Origin of the sequence: Mycobacterium neumannii (assembly GCF_048452905.1) — a bacterium.
In the GTDB taxonomy this organism is placed as follows: Bacteria; Actinomycetota; Actinomycetes; order Mycobacteriales; family Mycobacteriaceae; genus Mycobacterium; species Mycobacterium neumannii_B.
This window is the reverse complement of the sequence record NZ_JBCGVF010000003.1, coordinates 337325-351914: the sequence shown is the minus strand read 5'-3', so window position 1 is coordinate 351914 and position 14590 is coordinate 337325. Positions and strand designations below refer to the sequence as shown.

Annotated in this window: 16 protein-coding genes and 1 pseudogene; 8 read left to right on the top strand and 9 right to left on the bottom strand. The window is 68.3% G+C overall.

Annotation, left to right across the window (positions count from 1 at the left end; genetic code table 11):
- Positions 1-20: 20 nt before the first annotated feature.
- Positions 21-425, bottom strand: a complete 405-nt coding sequence (locus AAHH99_RS07945; protein WP_418768170.1) for an MmcQ/YjbR family DNA-binding protein — start codon at positions 423-425, stop codon at positions 21-23.
- Positions 426-504: 79 nt separating this feature from the next.
- On the opposite strand from AAHH99_RS07945, the gene ligA reads away from it, so the two are divergent.
- A complete protein-coding gene (ligA, locus tag AAHH99_RS07940) occupies positions 505-2589 on the top strand; it encodes an NAD-dependent DNA ligase LigA (protein ID WP_418769554.1) in 2085 nt (694 codons plus the stop codon).
- A 79-nt stretch (positions 2590-2668) separates the two neighbouring features.
- Positions 2669-2923 carry a hypothetical protein gene (locus tag AAHH99_RS07935; RefSeq protein WP_418768169.1) on the top strand — a complete coding sequence of 85 codons (255 nt, stop codon included), beginning with the start codon at positions 2669-2671 and terminating at the stop codon, positions 2921-2923.
- Between the two features lie 4 nt (positions 2924-2927).
- Here the strand turns inward: AAHH99_RS07935 and AAHH99_RS07930 are convergent, their stop codons facing one another.
- From AAHH99_RS07930 to AAHH99_RS07905, 6 genes are all read right to left on the bottom strand, one after another.
- A complete protein-coding gene (locus AAHH99_RS07930) occupies positions 2928-4511 on the bottom strand; it encodes a polyamine aminopropyltransferase (protein WP_418768168.1) in 1584 nt (527 codons plus the stop codon).
- Entirely contained in the window at positions 4508-4963 is a 456-nt protein-coding gene (locus AAHH99_RS07925) for a DUF350 domain-containing protein (RefSeq protein WP_418768167.1), read from the bottom strand. Before AAHH99_RS07925 ends, AAHH99_RS07930 begins: the two co-directional genes overlap by 4 nt.
- Before the next feature lie 36 nt (positions 4964-4999).
- Complete coding sequence (locus AAHH99_RS07920) at positions 5000-5434, bottom strand: DUF4247 domain-containing protein (protein ID WP_418768166.1); 435 nt, start codon at positions 5432-5434, stop codon at positions 5000-5002.
- On the bottom strand, positions 5431-5934 hold the full coding sequence (locus AAHH99_RS07915; RefSeq protein WP_418768165.1) for a DUF2617 family protein: 504 nt from the start codon (positions 5932-5934) through the stop codon (positions 5431-5433). The genes AAHH99_RS07920 and AAHH99_RS07915 overlap by 4 nt, the downstream gene beginning before the upstream one ends.
- A gap of 8 nt (positions 5935-5942) precedes the next feature.
- Positions 5943-6560 (bottom strand): DUF4178 domain-containing protein, encoded by a 618-nt coding sequence (locus tag AAHH99_RS07910; RefSeq protein ID WP_418768164.1) that lies wholly within the window; start codon positions 6558-6560, stop codon positions 5943-5945.
- A 79-nt stretch (positions 6561-6639) separates the two neighbouring features.
- The gene (locus AAHH99_RS07905; protein WP_418768163.1) at positions 6640-7296 is read right to left on the bottom strand and encodes an amino acid-binding protein; all 657 of its coding nucleotides are present in this window, start codon (positions 7294-7296) and stop codon (positions 6640-6642) included.
- Between the two features lie 80 nt (positions 7297-7376).
- Between AAHH99_RS07905 and gatC the strand changes: the two genes are divergently transcribed.
- From gatC to AAHH99_RS07880, 5 genes and pseudogenes are all read left to right on the top strand, one after another.
- Positions 7377-7676 (top strand): Asp-tRNA(Asn)/Glu-tRNA(Gln) amidotransferase subunit GatC, encoded by a 300-nt coding sequence (gene gatC / locus AAHH99_RS07900; protein WP_418768162.1) that lies wholly within the window; start codon positions 7377-7379, stop codon positions 7674-7676.
- 14 nt (positions 7677-7690) lie between these two features.
- Complete coding sequence (gene gatA, locus AAHH99_RS07895) at positions 7691-9154, top strand: Asp-tRNA(Asn)/Glu-tRNA(Gln) amidotransferase subunit GatA (protein ID WP_418769553.1); 1464 nt, start codon at positions 7691-7693, stop codon at positions 9152-9154.
- 78 nt (positions 9155-9232) lie between these two features.
- On the top strand, positions 9233-10264 hold the full coding sequence (locus tag AAHH99_RS07890; RefSeq protein WP_064398530.1) for an ATP-dependent 6-phosphofructokinase: 1032 nt from the start codon (positions 9233-9235) through the stop codon (positions 10262-10264).
- A gap of 23 nt (positions 10265-10287) precedes the next feature.
- Positions 10288-11790 carry an Asp-tRNA(Asn)/Glu-tRNA(Gln) amidotransferase subunit GatB gene (gene gatB, locus AAHH99_RS07885; RefSeq protein WP_418768161.1) on the top strand — a complete coding sequence of 501 codons (1503 nt, stop codon included), beginning with the start codon at positions 10288-10290 and terminating at the stop codon, positions 11788-11790.
- A gap of 51 nt (positions 11791-11841) precedes the next feature.
- Positions 11842-12015: pseudogene (locus AAHH99_RS07880) on the top strand (SMR family transporter); the annotation flags it as partial.
- Positions 12016-12036: 21 nt separating this feature from the next.
- On the opposite strand, the gene AAHH99_RS07875 reads toward AAHH99_RS07880, so the two are convergent.
- The gene (locus AAHH99_RS07875) at positions 12037-13158 is read right to left on the bottom strand and encodes a PQQ-dependent sugar dehydrogenase (RefSeq protein ID WP_418768160.1); all 1122 of its coding nucleotides are present in this window, start codon (positions 13156-13158) and stop codon (positions 12037-12039) included.
- Positions 13159-13297: 139 nt separating this feature from the next.
- On the opposite strand from AAHH99_RS07875, the gene AAHH99_RS07870 reads away from it, so the two are divergent.
- Positions 13298-14125, top strand: coding sequence for a DoxX family protein (locus tag AAHH99_RS07870; protein ID WP_418768159.1), 828 nt, complete (start codon positions 13298-13300; stop codon positions 14123-14125).
- Here AAHH99_RS07870 and AAHH99_RS07865 read toward each other — a convergent pair.
- Positions 14122-14469, bottom strand: coding sequence for a PH domain-containing protein (locus tag AAHH99_RS07865; protein ID WP_418769552.1), 348 nt, complete (start codon positions 14467-14469; stop codon positions 14122-14124). The two genes, AAHH99_RS07870 and AAHH99_RS07865, sit on opposite strands and share 4 nt — an antisense overlap.
- Positions 14470-14590 lie beyond the last annotated feature (121 nt).

The following is a 14590-nucleotide window of genomic DNA, read 5'->3' as shown; positions in this document are numbered from 1 at the left end:
ATGGCCTGCCTGCTACCTGTTCAGCCTTCGTCGAGCTGTTTGACGAGTTTTCCGGGCGCGGTCAACCGAAACGACGCATCGATCAGCTCGCGGACCTCATCCCAGTCGATCTTCTTGCGTGCCGACAGGTCGAGCCCGAGCCACCCCGACGGTCCAAGGTATGCGGGCGAGAAGAATCGGGCGTCCTGCTGCAGCGCCTGGCGTTCACTGTCGTCGACCTTGACCAGGATCGACTGCGGGTACTGGATGTAGTCGCCCCTGGTTGCCGGTTTGACGCTGCCGCCGTACATGGCGAACATCTTGGCGACGAAGAACGCGGGCCGTCCGTGCGAGACCTTCTCGTAAGCCTCGGGGAACGCCAGCGCCACCGTCCGTACCCGGGCCAGCACCGGGTCGTCGTCGCGGAACATGATCGGGTGCGGCATGGGGCCAGGGTAACGGTGCGGTGCTGTCGGGCCGCTCGGTTAGCCTGCGAAGGTGACCTCCAAGGGTGCGAAAGACGCGCTGGCCGCACAGGCCGACGACGCCCCCGACGCCGACGTGCGTCGTCGCTGGCAAGAGCTCGCTGACGAGGTGCGTGAGCACCAGTTCCGCTACTACGTGCGGGACTCGCCGATCATCACCGACGCCGAGTTCGACACGCTGCTTCGCGAACTGCAGGCCCTCGAGGACGACCACCCCGAACTGCGGACCCCGGACTCGCCGACGCAGTTGGTCGGAGGGGCCGGCTTCTCCACCGACTTCGCCTCCGCCGAACACCTCGAGCGGATGTTGAGCCTGGACAACGTATTCACGCCCGACGAGCTCTCGGCATGGGTGGGCCGGCTCAAGAGCGAGCTCGGCCCCAACGTGCTGCAGGAGGCGAACTTCCTGTGCGAACTCAAGATCGACGGGGTGGCGCTGGCCCTGGTGTACCGCGACGGCCGGTTGGAGCGCGCGGCCACCCGCGGGGACGGCCGCACCGGTGAGGACGTCACGCTGAACGCCCGCACCATCGGCGATGTGCCCGAAAAGCTCGCGCAGAGCGACGAATTCCCCTTGCCGAAGGTCCTCGAAGTACGCGGCGAGGTGTTCTTCCGAGTGGCCGACTTCGAGGACCTCAATGCCGGCCTGGTCGCAGACGGTAAGCCACCGTTCGCCAATCCACGCAACAGCGCCGCGGGCTCGCTCCGGCAGAAGAACCCCGCCGTCACCGCGCGTCGCAAGCTGCGGATGATCTGCCACGGCGTGGGGCGCGCCGAGGGTTTTCGGCCCAAAACCCTGCACGACGCCTATCGCGCGCTGGCGGCCTGGGGATTGCCGGTTTCCGAGCACACCGCCCAGGTGACTGGAATCGACGCGGTCACCGAACGCATCGCGTACTGGGGCGAGCACCGCCACGACGTCGAACACGAAATCGACGGTGTGGTGGTCAAAGTCGACGATGTCGCGTTGCAGCGCAGGCTCGGCTCGACATCGCGGGCGCCGCGGTGGGCCATCGCCTACAAGTTCCCGCCCGAGGAGGCGCAGACCAAACTGCTCGACATCAGGGTCAACGTCGGACGTACCGGCCGGGTCACGCCGTTCGCGTGGATGGAACCGGTCAAGGTGGCCGGCTCGACGGTCAGCCAGGCCACGCTGCACAACGCCTCGGAGGTCAAGCGCAAGGGCGTACTCATCGGCGACACGGTGGTCATCCGCAAGGCCGGTGACGTGATTCCCGAGGTGCTCGGCCCGGTCGTCGATCTGCGCGACGGCTCCGAACGCGAGTTCGTGATGCCGACCCACTGCCCCGAGTGCGCAACCTTGCTCGCCCCCGCGAAGGAGGGTGACGCCGACATCCGCTGCCCCAACACCCGGTCCTGTCCGGCGCAGTTGCGCGAGCGCGTGTTTCACGTCGCCGGCCGCGGCGCGTTCGACATCGAGGGTCTGGGCTATGAGGCGGGAACCGCTCTTTTGCAGGCCGGTGTCATCACCGACGAGGGCGACCTGTTCACGCTGACCGAAGAGGACCTGCTGCGCACCGACCTGTTCACCACCAAGAACGGACAGCTCTCGGCGAACGGTAAACGCCTGCTGGCCAAGCTGGACAACGCGAAATCCCAACCGCTGTGGCGGGTGCTCGTCGCATTGTCGATCCGGCATGTCGGGCCGACGGCGGCGCGCGCACTGGCCACCGAGTACGGCAGTCTCGACGCCGTCATGGCTGCTTCGGAGGAGGAGCTGTCGGTCGTCGAAGGCGTGGGCCCGACGATCGCGGCCGCGGTGACCGAATGGTTCACCGTCGACTGGCACCGGGCGATCGTGGACAAATGGCGTGCCGCGGGCGTGCGGATGGCCGACGAACGCGACGCGAGCATCGAACGGACCTTGGAGGGGTTGTCGATCGTGGTCACCGGGTCGCTGGCCGGTTACTCACGTGACGAGGCCAAGGAGGCGATCGTCGCGCGCGGTGGCAAGGCGGCCGGCTCCGTGTCGAAGAAGACGGCGTACGTGGTCGCCGGTGATTCGCCGGGCTCGAAGTACGACAAGGCCGTCGAGCTGGGCGTGCCGATCCTCGACGAGGACGGGTTCGCCCGGTTGTTGCAGAACGGGCCCGACGGCGTCTGAGTCGCTGCCTTTGGCTGCTGCCGCGTTTGTCGGCACCGCTCACCGGGCACTCGACTGGGTGAATCGACAAGGAGTTGTGATGGCGATCTGCGATACCTGTGGCAACGACTACGACAAGGCGTTCACCGTGACGTGGCCCGACGGCCGCGGCGCGACGTTCGACAGCGTCGAGTGCGCGGCGGTCCAGCTGGCCCCGGAGTGCGCGCACTGCGGGTGCCGAATCCTCGGTCACGGCATCGAGACAGAAGAAGCGATCTTCTGTTGCGCGCACTGTGCCCGCAAGGACACCAACGCCGACGTCAACGACCGCTGGCCGGTGCCTGCGGGCGGCTGACGGGTCAGCGGTATCCACGCCGCACGTCGTCGACGACGCGCGGGTGGTCGAGCGTCGAGGGCTCCAATGACTGGGGCCGAATGTCGCCACCGAACACAGTGGCGGCATCCAGCGTCCGCTGATCGAGGTAGCGCAGCGGCGGGGCGTCGGCCGGGATCGTCGGCTTCGGCGCAATCGGGCCCCGGCGCGCCAGTACGAATCCCCAGTCACCGAATGTCGGCACGTGCACGTGATACGGGGTCACCGAGTAGCCGGCGGCACTGATCGTCGACACCGTGCGCCAGAACGCGGCCGGGGTGGAGAAGGGACTACCCGCCTGCACGGCCAGCAGACCGTCCGGCGCCAACACGCGGGCGATCGATGCATAGAACTCCACCGAGTACAACCGCCCCAGCGCCGGGCTGTCGGGGTCGGGCAGGTCGGCGATCACCGCGCCAAAGCCGCCCGGCTCGACGGTGCCCCCGGCGTCGCGCAGCCACGTCATCGCGTCGTCGATGACCACCTGCATCCGCGGATCGTCCAGGGCACCGGCGTTTGCGTCGCGCAACGTGGTACGCCCCACCTCGACCACCGCGGGGTCCAACTCCACCTGCACGATCGTCTCGATGTCCCCGTCTCGCAACACTTCACGTGCCACCAGGCCGTCACCGCCGCCGAGGATCAATACCGAGCGCGGGTCGCCACCGAGTGCCGGGTAGACCAGGCTCTCGGTGTAGCGGTACTCGTCGCGGGTAGAAAACTGCAGGCCGCCATCGAGATACAGCCGAACGTCGTCACCGCGCCGGGTGACGACGATCTCCTGGTACGCCGACTGCTCGTAGGTGATGATCGGATCGGCGTAGAGGCGCTGCCGGGTCGAAGCCTGAATGCCGTCCGCGCGCACCAGAAGCGTGACAAGCACCGCCAGCGCAGCGGCCAGCACCGCCAGCGACACCGCCAGTTCGCGCGTACTGACGATGCGTCGCAGCAGGAGCACCGCCACGACGGCCGCCGCGGCGAGGTTGACGATCCCGGTGGCGGCCGCACCCCGGATCATGCCCAGCTGCGGCAGGAGGAGAAACGGCCAGACCAGCCCGCCGATGAGCGCGCCCAGGTAGTCGGCGGCGTTCAGGTTGGCCAGCACCCGACCGGTATCGGTGGCGCCCGCGGTGCGTCCGCGCTGCAGCAGGGTCATCAGCAACGGCACCTCGGCGCCGACCAGGCAGCCGATCACGGCGGTGCCGATTGCGAGCACCCACAGCGAGCCTCCCACGAAGGCGAACGCGACATACAGTGCGGCCGCAGACAATCCGCCGACGATCGCCAGCGTCGTCTCGACGGCGATGAACGTGACCGCCGCGCGATGCAGCAGCGGCTTCACCAGGAGCGCACCGACGCCCAACGCGGCGACGTAGCCGGCGACGATCAGTGACATCGCCACGACGCCCCCGCCGTGCAGGCTGGTCGACAGGGTCAGCAGCGCCAGTTCGTAGATGATGCCGCACGCCGCGCACGCCGCCACGGCGGCGAACAACACCGCGCGCCAACGCCTGACCGATCCGGCCAGCCGCGGTGCCGGTGCGGGTGCGTCGTGTTCGGTCGCCGTCATGACAGCGCGGCGGCGTTCACCCCTCCCACGGCGAGCAGCGTCACGGCGGTGGCGATGGCGGCCGGGTGCAGCCGCTCCTCGGTGATCAGGTCGCGGAAACGCCCGGGCACCGCCACTTCCAGCACGATCAGCGCCAGTCCTTGCAGCACAACGCCGACGAGGCCGTACACCGCCGCGTCGACGAGCCCCTGGCCCAGTTCGTTGGAACTGGCCACGATCGCCGAGATCACCACGATGGCCAGGGCTGCATACATTCCCGATGCGACCGCGACGGCGTTGGGCCGCCGCTCGACGAACACCAACCGACGCAGATTCCCCGGGGTAAGCAAGTCGGCCATGGCGAATCCGGCTGCCAGGACGCCGACCCCGACCAGGAAGTACAAGATCGCTGCGACCACATTCTGGGCGAGGCTCTCGCCGCTGATGGTGCCGAATTCGATCGTCAGATTCATGGGGTTCTCCTTACCTGATTGGCTCTGGTGCGCGCGTCATTTCGTTCCACCCGGGCCGCCGGAGCTACCGCCCGCGCCGCCGGCCGGTGCACCGGGGAAGAACCCGGGCCCGAGGAAGATGAACGCGCCCCCGCTGTATCTGCTGCCGCGAACGTCCTCGACCCGGATGGTGCATGGTCGGTTGCCGTCCGGCCCGATGATCACGATGTCGTCGTCGTAGCGCAGGTACTCGATGCCGCGGTCGGTGGCCCGCGCCTCGGGAGCCTGATAGTCGGCAAGACGGTCGGCCACTTCGCTGGGCGACCCGCTGCACTCGTAGCTGCTGGCCTCCGAACCGTGCGAGTACGCGGCGTAGTTCTCGGCCACGTACGTACGAATGTCGCGGTTCTGCAACGAGATACCGAGAACCAGGCATGCGATCCCCGCCACGGCCAACCCGCCCGCCAGCCAGAACAACCCGGTTCGGCTCACGCTCGCCACCGACTGCGGGTGTAGACGACGGTTCCGCCCGCGGCTTGGTCGGGGTACAGATGCCATGTCCGCCAGCGCCATCCGGGCCCGTCCGGTTCGGCGGCCAGCGCGGTCAGTGCGGCGTCGTCGCCTGGGAACGCACCACCGAGCCAGCCGTCCTCGCGCTCACAACTGACCCGCAGCATCTGCGCGAACCTGCGAAACTCCGCTTCGCCAAACGTTTCCGTCCAGGACTCGATCCGGTATCCGGGCGCTTCGGCGCGGCCCGGAAGCGCGGTGTCCGTGCGCGCGGTGCACGAAACCTCTTCGGAGAAGGTGTGTTCGGCTTGCTCGACGGCGACCGCGTGCGACGCGCCGAGCACGCCGAGCACCAGCGTGCCGCCGCCGGGGTGGGGCAGTGAGTACGCCGCCAGCGGTGTCGGTACGCATGCATTCAGCGCCAGCCGAAGCCCCGCTCCGGACACGTCGGCCGGATCTACTACCAGTCGGTGAAAGGGCACCCGGTTTCCTATTCGGTGGGCGGTGGCGCGGGGTAGACCGTCAACTCGCCGGCCCGCACGGGCTTGCCGGTCGACACTTCCCACGGCATGTCGGGCGCCCAGCGTTCAAACCCGAGAAGCGCCGTCTCGTCGGCGTTCGCGTAGTCGACGAACTCCATCTCCCCACCCGCGGGGAGTCCGGTGGTGCCTTCGGTGGTGAACGAGGCGCTGCCGCGTTCGGTCTCGCGGTAGGCAACCCCGTCGACGGCGAGTTCGCCGCCCGGCTGCAGCGCCGCATCCTTGCGCCGTGTCCACATCACCAACTCGAGTCGGCCCTCGTCCTCCTCGACGCTGAACCACAGCGGCTCCGAATCGGAATCGCCTTCGAGCAGGTGCTCCCACCACACGAACGGGCCCTGCCGCAACGTCACCGTGCCGCGGACCACGTAGTCGATACCACCGTGGGAGACGATCGCGCCGGGTCCGAGTTGGCGGGGACCGAACTGCGGCATGGTGGCGGCGAACTTGAGCGGGTCTTCGCGCCTGGTCGGGGTCTTCGGCTTCTTCGGCCGCTGAAGGGCCTTCACCAGCACGACGATCGCCGCGATGAGCAGGATGGCGGCCAGCACGATCAGCAGCGTTTCCACGCGAAACCTTCCGGTCGACGTTGAGCGGTGCGGTTGATGGGATTGCCGCCCACCGTAACAGCCGCCCGGCCGCGTGAACTCAGCGCAGAATCGTGGCGACGATGCCCGCCAGGTAACCCAGTCTGGCGACCTCGGAGGGCCGGAACTGCGGCCCGCCGGGGCGGCCCAGCACCACCGCGGTGCGCGGATCGCCGAGCGGGGCGGCGGCCAGGGTCGTCGCCATGTCGCGCCAGACCTGCGGCACCCACGTGGCCTCGCCGTCTAGGGCCTCGGCCTGGCTGAGTGGCAGCCACGGGATCTCGGCCGCTTGCGTCTCGGGCGCCCCGGAGCTGCCGACGACACGTTGCGGCCCGCCGTCGGTCAGGTGCATCACGGTGGCCCAACCCACCCGCAGCACCCGAGGCGCTTCGTCGGCCAGGACCTGCAACTTGTCCTTGCGGTCCGCCGCCGCGATGTGGTCGATGAGCTCGAGTTCGCGATGTGCCTCGAGCAGGCCGGTGTGCGGCCGGACCGAGTCGACGTAGACACCCTTGATTTGTTCGGCGGCGGTGATCAGCATGTCCGGCATCGCGCCGGCGGGCAGTTCGACCACGAGATCGTCGACGGCGTAGCCGACCGAACGTTCCACCACGTCGAGCGAGAGAATGTCGGCGCCCACCGACCCGAGCGCCACGGCAAGAGAGCCGAGGCTGCCGGGCCGGTCCTCTAGCTGGACCCGCAGCAGGTACGTAGGCACGCGCAACACTTTTGCACAGCGGGAGGGCGCGGGCATTCCGGCCTCGGCGGCCGCAACGGCGATGACTAGGCTTGCGTGTCGTGTCGCAGATCTCCCGAGACGAGGTAGCCCATCTGGCGCGTCTGGCCCGCCTCGCCCTGACCGAAGACGAGCTGGACAGCTATGCCGGGCAGTTGGACGCCATCCTCGGTCACGTCAGCCGAATCCAGTCCGTCGACGTTGAAGGGGTCAAACCGACCGGAAACCCGCTCACCGACGTCAACGTGTTCCGGCCGGACACGGTCGAGCCGTGCCTGACGCAGGAGGAGGCGCTAAACCAGGCGCCCAAGGCGGCCGAGGGCCGGTTCGCGGTGCCGCGGATCCTGGGGGAGGCGCAGTGAGCGATCTCACCCGGATGGACGCCGCGACGCTGGGGCGACAGATCGCCGCCAAGGAGGTGTCGTCGACGGAGGTCACCCAGGCGCACCTGGACCAGATCGCCGCTACCGACGACCGTTACCACGCGTTCCTGCACGTCGCGGAGGAGCGTGCGCTGGAGGCCGCGGCGCGCGTCGATGCGGCCGTCGCGGCCGGAGAAGATCTGCCCTCGCCGCTGGCCGGGGTGCCGGTGGCGCTCAAGGACGTGTTCACCACCACCGACATGCCGACGACCTGCGGATCGAAGATCCTCGAGGGCTGGACATCGCCCTATGACGCGACCGTCACCATGCGGCTACGCGCGGCAGGCTTGCCCATCCTCGGCAAGACCAACATGGACGAGTTCGCGATGGGTTCGTCCACGGAGAACTCCGCATACGGGCCGACGCGCAACCCGTGGGACGTCGAGCGCGTACCCGGCGGCTCCGGCGGCGGGAGCGCCGCGGCGCTGGCGGCGTTTCAGGCGCCGTTGGCCATCGGCACCGACACCGGCGGCTCGATCCGCCAGCCGGCCGCGCTGACCGCCACGGTCGGCGTGAAACCGACTTACGGAACCGTCTCGCGCTACGGGCTGGTCGCCTGCGCGTCCTCGCTCGACCAGGGCGGCCCGTGCGCGCGCACCGTGCTCGACACCGCACTGCTGCACCAGGTGATCGCCGGGCACGACGCGAAGGACTCCACGTCGGTCCGCGCGACGGCGCCCGACGTTGTCGGCGCCGCACGGGCGGGGGCGGCCGGTGACCTGGCGGGCGTGCGGATCGGTGTGGTCAAGCAGTTGCGCGGCGACGGGTATCAGCCCGGTGTGCTGGAGTCGTTCAACGCCGCCGTCGAACAACTGACCGCGCTGGGCGCCGAGGTCAGCGAGGTGGACTGTCCGCACTTCGACTACTCGCTGCCGGCCTACTACCTGATCCTTCCATCGGAGGTCTCGAGCAACCTCGCGCGCTTTGACGCCATGCGCTTCGGGATGCGCGTCGGCGACGACGGTACGCACAGCGCCGAGGAAGTCATGGCGTTGACCCGCGCCGTCGGCTTCGGCCCGGAAGTCAAGCGCCGCATCATGATTGGCACCTATGCGCTGTCGGCGGGGTACTACGACGCGTATTACAACCAGGCGCAGAAGGTGCGCACGCTGATCGCGCGCGATCTCGACGAGGCATACGAGAAGGTCGACGTGCTGATCTCGCCGACGACGCCGACCACGGCATTCCCATTGGGGGAGAAGGTCGACGACCCGCTGGCGATGTACCTGTTCGACCTGTGCACGCTGCCGTTGAACCTGGCGGGCCACTGCGGAATGTCGGTGCCTTCGGCGCTGTCACCCGACGACAAGTTGCCCGTCGGACTGCAGATCATGGCGCCCGCGCTGGCCGACGACCGGTTGTACCGCGTCGGTGCGGCCTATGAGGCGGCGCGCGGGCCGCTGTCGACGGCGGTTTAGGCGCCGCGAGCGCACGTTTGTTGGACGCAAACGCCGACAGAGGGCGCAAACATCCGCGCGCTCGGGGAGGATGTAGCCATGCGGATCGGAGTGCTGACCGGTGGCGGTGACTGTCCGGGACTGAACGCGGTCATTCGGGCCGTGGTGCGCACGTGCGACGTGCGCTACGGCTCGTCGGTCGTCGGATTCCAGGACGGCTGGCGCGGTCTGCTGGAGAACCGTCGCATCCAACTGGCCAACGACGATCGCAACGACCGGTTGCTGGCCAAGGGCGGCACGATGCTCGGCACCGCCCGCGTGCATCCGGAGAAACTGCGGGCCGGGCTCGACCAGATCAAGCAGACGCTCGACGACAACGGCATCGACGTGTTGATCCCGATCGGCGGCGAGGGCACACTCACGGCAGCGCACTGGCTCTCCGAGGAGAACGTTCCCGTCGTCGGCGTGCCGAAGACCATCGACAACGACATCGACTGCACCGATGTCACGTTCGGACATGACACCGCGCTCGGGGTGGCCAGCGAGGCCATCGACCGCTTGCACAGCACTGCGGAGTCACACCAGCGCGTGATGCTCGTCGAGGTGATGGGCCGCCACGCGGGCTGGATCGCGTTGAATGCGGGGTTGGCGTCCGGTGCGCACATGACGCTGATCCCCGAACAGCCCTTCGACGTCGAAGAGGTTTGCCGACTGATCAAACAGCGCTTCGTGCGCGGTGATTCGCACTTCATCTGCGTGGTGGCAGAAGGCGCGAAGCCGGCCGAGGGGTCGATGCAACTGCGGCAGGGCGGAGTCGACGAGTTCGGCCACGAGCGTTTCACCGGCGTCGCACAGCAGCTCGCCTTCGAGGTGGAGAAGCGAATCAACAAAGAGGTGCGGGTGACGGTTCTGGGCCACGTGCAGCGCGGCGGCACGCCGACGCCCTTCGACCGCGTGCTGGCCACCCGCTTCGGCGTCAACGCCGCCGACGCCGCACACGCGGGCGAGTACGGGATGATGGTGTCGCTTCGCGGCCAGGAGATCGGCCGCGTCTCGCTCGCCGATGCCACCCGCCAGCTGAAGCTCGTCCCGCAGAGCCGGTACGACGACGCCGCGGAGTTCTTCGGCTAAGCCCCCTTACTAGGATCGGGGTCATGACTGCTGCGACCGCCGAGCTGCTCGACTACGACGACGTCGTCGCGCGCTACGAGCCCGTGCTCGGATTGGAAGTCCACGTCGAACTGTCCACCGCCACCAAGATGTTCTGCGGTTGCGCCAATAGGTTCGGCGCCGAACCCAACACTCAGGTGTGCCCCGTCTGCCTGGGACTGCCCGGGTCGCTGCCCGTGCTCAACGAGAAGGCCGTCGAGTCCGCGATCCGGATCGGGCTCGCGCTGAACTGCGAGATCGTGCCGTGGTGCCGGTTCGCCCGCAAGAACTACTTCTATCCGGACATGCCGAAGAACTACCAGATCTCGCAGTACGACGAGCCGATCGCGATCAACGGTTACCTCGACGTGCCGCTCGACGACGGTTCGACCTGGCGGGTCGAGATTGAGCGCGCCCACATGGAGGAGGACACCGGCAAGCTGACCCACCTCGGTAGCGAGACGGGCCGCATCGAAGGCGCCACGACCTCGCTGATCGACTACAACCGATCGGGTGTGCCTCTGATCGAGATCGTCACCAAGCCCATCGAAGGCGCCGGCGAGCGCGCCCCCGAGATCGCCCGTGCCTACGTGACGGCGCTGCGAGATCTGCTGCGCGGCCTCGGCGTCTCCGATGTCCGCATGGACCAGGGATCGATGCGCTGTGACTCCAACGTCTCGCTCAAACCGACAGGGCGGAAGGAGTTCGGCACCCGCACCGAAACCAAGAACGTCAACTCGCTCAAGAGCGTCGAGGTCGCCGTCCGTTACGAGATGCGCCGCCAGGCAGCGGTTCTCGAGTCCGGTGGTCGAATCACCCAGGAGACCAGGCACTTTCACGAAGACGGGTACACCTCACCGGGACGCAGCAAGGAGACCGCCGAGGATTACCGGTATTTCCCCGAGCCCGACCTCGAGCCGGTGGCACCCGATGCGGAGTGGATCGAGCGGTTGCGGGCGACGATTCCCGAGCTTCCGTGGCTGTCCCGCAAGCGAGTTCAGGAAGAATGGGGAATATCCGACGAGGTGATGCGCGACCTCGTCAACATCGGTGCGCTCGACCTGATTGCCGCCACCGTCGAACAGGGCGCATCCAGCGACGCGGCCCGGGCGTGGTGGGGAAACTTCCTGGTGCAGAAGGCCAACGAAGCTGGTGTGGAGCTCGACGCGCTCCCGATCACGCCGGCGCAGGTGGCCGCGGTCGTCAAGCTCGTCGACGGCGGCAAGCTGTCCAACAAGCTCGCCCGGCAGGTCGTCGAGGGTGTGTTGGCCGGCGACGGCGAACCCGAGCAGGTGATGAAGGATCGCGGACTGGAGGTCGTGCGCGACGATTCGGCGTTGCAGGCCGCCGTCGACGAGGCGCTGGCGGCCAATCCCGGCATCGTCGAGAAGATCCGGGGCGGCAAGGTTCAGGCCGCGGGCGCGATCGTCGGTGCCGTCATGAAGGCCACCAAGGGTCAGGCCGACGCGGCACGGGTGCGCGAGCTGGTCTTGGCGGCCTGCAGCTAGCGCCGTAACTGCACACAGGGTCGTGCGCGACGCGGCGGATTCACAGCCCTGGCACTTCGTCAGTTGCCCGCAGGCACCGGCTATGCGGTCTGGGTGGGCATCGGCGCCGTGGGCGTCGCGGTCGCGGGAGTGTTCCTGCTCGGTGAGCCGGCAGGCGCGGCGCGCATGGCGTTTCTCGCCGTGATCGTCGTGGGCATCATCGGCCTGCGCATCGTTGAGAGCTGAAGATCCCTGCCGCGCGGTCGATCAGGTGTTGTCCGCCGGGTTGCGCGGGAAGCCGCCGCCCTGCGGGAACAGCGGGAACACCACGTCGTCGAGTTTTCCCGCGTCGCCGGCCGTCTTGTTGATGGTGGCGCCCCAGATGTTGCCGTCGGGCGACATCGCCAACGCCCAAGCGTGGCCGTGCTGGTCTTGGCGCACCACCTCGGGATCGCCGGTCACCGCGCCGGTCTCGGGCGCGAGCCGCACGGCGACGGTCTGCTTGGTGTTGACCAGATTGACCAGTACCGACCCGTCGAGGGCGGCGCAGCCCGCAACGCCTGGCCGGTCGGGCCACGTCCACACCGTCGAGATCTTGGAATCCTTGGTGATGCGCTGCAGCCGGTCTCCCGAGGGGGCGCGGTCGGTGACGTACAGCGACCCGTCCGAATGGTCGAGGCACATACCGCCCGCAGCGCCCAGGCCCGACAGCGCCGTGGTGGTCGGGGCCTGATCGACCGTGGTGGGCTGCTCGATCCGCAACGCCTTACCGGCCAGCGACCCCGGGTTGGCGGCATCGGCGGGATTGCCCGCGTCGCCGGTCTGCACGAGCAGCGTCGTCGGGCTGGTGAAGATCAACGCGCCCGTGTTGCCGGTGGCGCCCTTCGGGATGCCGGTCAGGATCGGCTTGGGGATGTCGCCGTCGGCGATCCGGATGACGCGGTTGTCGGTCGGGGTGCTGACGTAGGCATACATCAACCGGTCCTGTTGATAAGTCGGCGACAGCACGATGTCCAACAAACCGCCGTCACCCGACCCGTCGACCGGCAGCGTGGTCTTGACCTTGGGCTCCGCCCGCACCGAAACCTCTTTGACCACACCGGTCGTGCGCTCGGCGACAAGGGCCGACTGGCTGTCGGGCAGCATGATCAGGCCGCTGGTGCTTTCCAGACAACCCTGCATGACGCCGGGCGCCGGGCACTCCTTCGGAAAGGGCGTCGGGGGCAGCGGCGGCGGTGGCGGCGGTGACGACGTCGGACCGGGCTCGAGCTGGGGCTCAGTGGTGAACGGTTGCGACTGCAGATCGTCGAATCGCGCACAGCCCGACCCGACGAGCAACGCCGCGCACGCCACGGCGAGCGCACCCCGCATCGGCCGGCGCAGTTTCATGCGAGCCAGGTTACGGATCATTCGGATGGGTTCGCCACGCACACCCACTGGGTCGCGCCGCGAACCGTCGGCGAATTAAGGCCCCGAAAGCACCGCGCCAATACCCGGCTACCGGGTGACAAGCACTTACGCTGGCATGGTGACCAGTCATTCCAATGACCCACGCGCGTGGCAGCGGCCCGACGACGCGGCCGGGCGGCCCACGTCGGCCAGCCTGGTCGACCCCGAAGATGATCTCCCGTCGGCCAACTACGCCGGCGACTTCGAGACCACCGCGATCCCGCACTACGACTCGAACAGCGGCGCGCCAGTCTCCACCGGTTTCGGACTGCTCAACGATCCCGAGCCGCTGCCGTACGTGCAGCCCGGCGGCCGGCACGCACTCGACTACTCGGCCGAACCAGCGGAGATCGGCCCCGATCCGTTCCGCGCCGCACCGGAGCGCCGCGGCACGCTCGACCTCGGCCTTCTACTGTTGCGGCTCGCAGTCGGTGCCCTGTTCATCGGCCACGGCCTGCAGAAGGCGTTCGGCCTGTGGGGCGGGCCCGGGCTGGGCGGATGGGAAGCCCAGCTGTCCGATATGGGCTTCCGCTATGCCGACATCCTGACCTACGTCGGTGCCTTCGGGCAGATCGCCGCAGGCGTGCTGCTCATCCTGGGTCTCTTCACCCCGGTAGCCGCCGCCGGCGCGCTGGCCTATCTGGTGACCGGCGTGCTGGCTGAGGCGATGGTCGCCCACGAAGAGGCGCGGCTCTCGGACTTCCTCACCGACGGACACGAGTACAAGGTGTTCTTGACCTGCGCGGTGGCCGCGCTGGTGTTGACGGGCCCCGGCCGGTACGGATTCGACGCCGGGCGCGGTTGGGCACGTCGACCCTTCCTCGGATCGCTTGGCGCGCTGGTGCTCGGCGCGGGCGGGGGTGTGGCGATCTGGGTGCTGCTCAACGGCGGCAACCCGTTCGCTTAATCCTTCGAGTACGGATTCGGCACACGCCCGTCGCTGGCCTCGGCCAACAGCGGCAACGTCGCGAACGTCACCGCGGGCAACCGCAGGTCCCTGCCGTCCTTCAAATGGGCGTAGGCCGATGACCCCTTGCCGAACCGCAGGCCGTCAATGTCACCCCAGCCGACGGTCTCGGTGCCCAACAGCGTGCGCGCGGTCACCTGATCGCGGTCGGCGACGGTGCGGTAGCGCGCGACGAACACCGACAACACGATGGGAATGATCAGCAGGGCCGCCACCCAGGTGAGGCCCGCCAGAACCAGGCAGAGCATGCTGAACGCCAGGAAGGCGACGGCGAAATGCGCCATGGGAGAGATCCGGATGACCACGGGAGCGGGTGCGGCGTTCGAACTCACCCCGCCATCTTCGCACCGTGCCGCAATTTGACCTGTGACCAGTGCAGAGGCTACCGTCGACGGTTATGCAGGC

Excerpts from the sequence above, each read along its gene's own strand:
- AAHH99_RS07875 (WP_418768160.1), bottom strand. The coding sequence starts at position 13,158 with ATGAAACTGCGCCGGCCGATGCGGGGTGCGCTCGCCGTGGCGTGCGCG.
- AAHH99_RS07945 (WP_418768170.1), bottom strand. The coding sequence starts at position 425 with ATGCCGCACCCGATCATGTTCCGCGACGACGACCCGGTGCTGGCCCGG.
- AAHH99_RS07935 (WP_418768169.1), top strand. The coding sequence starts at position 2,669 with ATGGCGATCTGCGATACCTGTGGCAACGACTACGACAAGGCGTTCACC.
- AAHH99_RS07890 (WP_064398530.1), top strand. The coding sequence starts at position 9,233 with ATGCGGATCGGAGTGCTGACCGGTGGCGGTGACTGTCCGGGACTGAAC.
- gatB (WP_418768161.1), top strand. The coding sequence starts at position 10,288 with ATGACTGCTGCGACCGCCGAGCTGCTCGACTACGACGACGTCGTCGCG.
- AAHH99_RS07925 (WP_418768167.1), bottom strand. The coding sequence starts at position 4,963 with ATGAATCTGACGATCGAATTCGGCACCATCAGCGGCGAGAGCCTCGCC.
- AAHH99_RS07930 (WP_418768168.1), bottom strand. The coding sequence starts at position 4,511 with ATGACGGCGACCGAACACGACGCACCCGCACCGGCACCGCGGCTGGCC.
- AAHH99_RS07865 (WP_418769552.1), bottom strand. The coding sequence starts at position 14,469 with ATGGCGCATTTCGCCGTCGCCTTCCTGGCGTTCAGCATGCTCTGCCTG.
- gatA (WP_418769553.1), top strand. The coding sequence starts at position 7,691 with ATGGACGCCGCGACGCTGGGGCGACAGATCGCCGCCAAGGAGGTGTCG.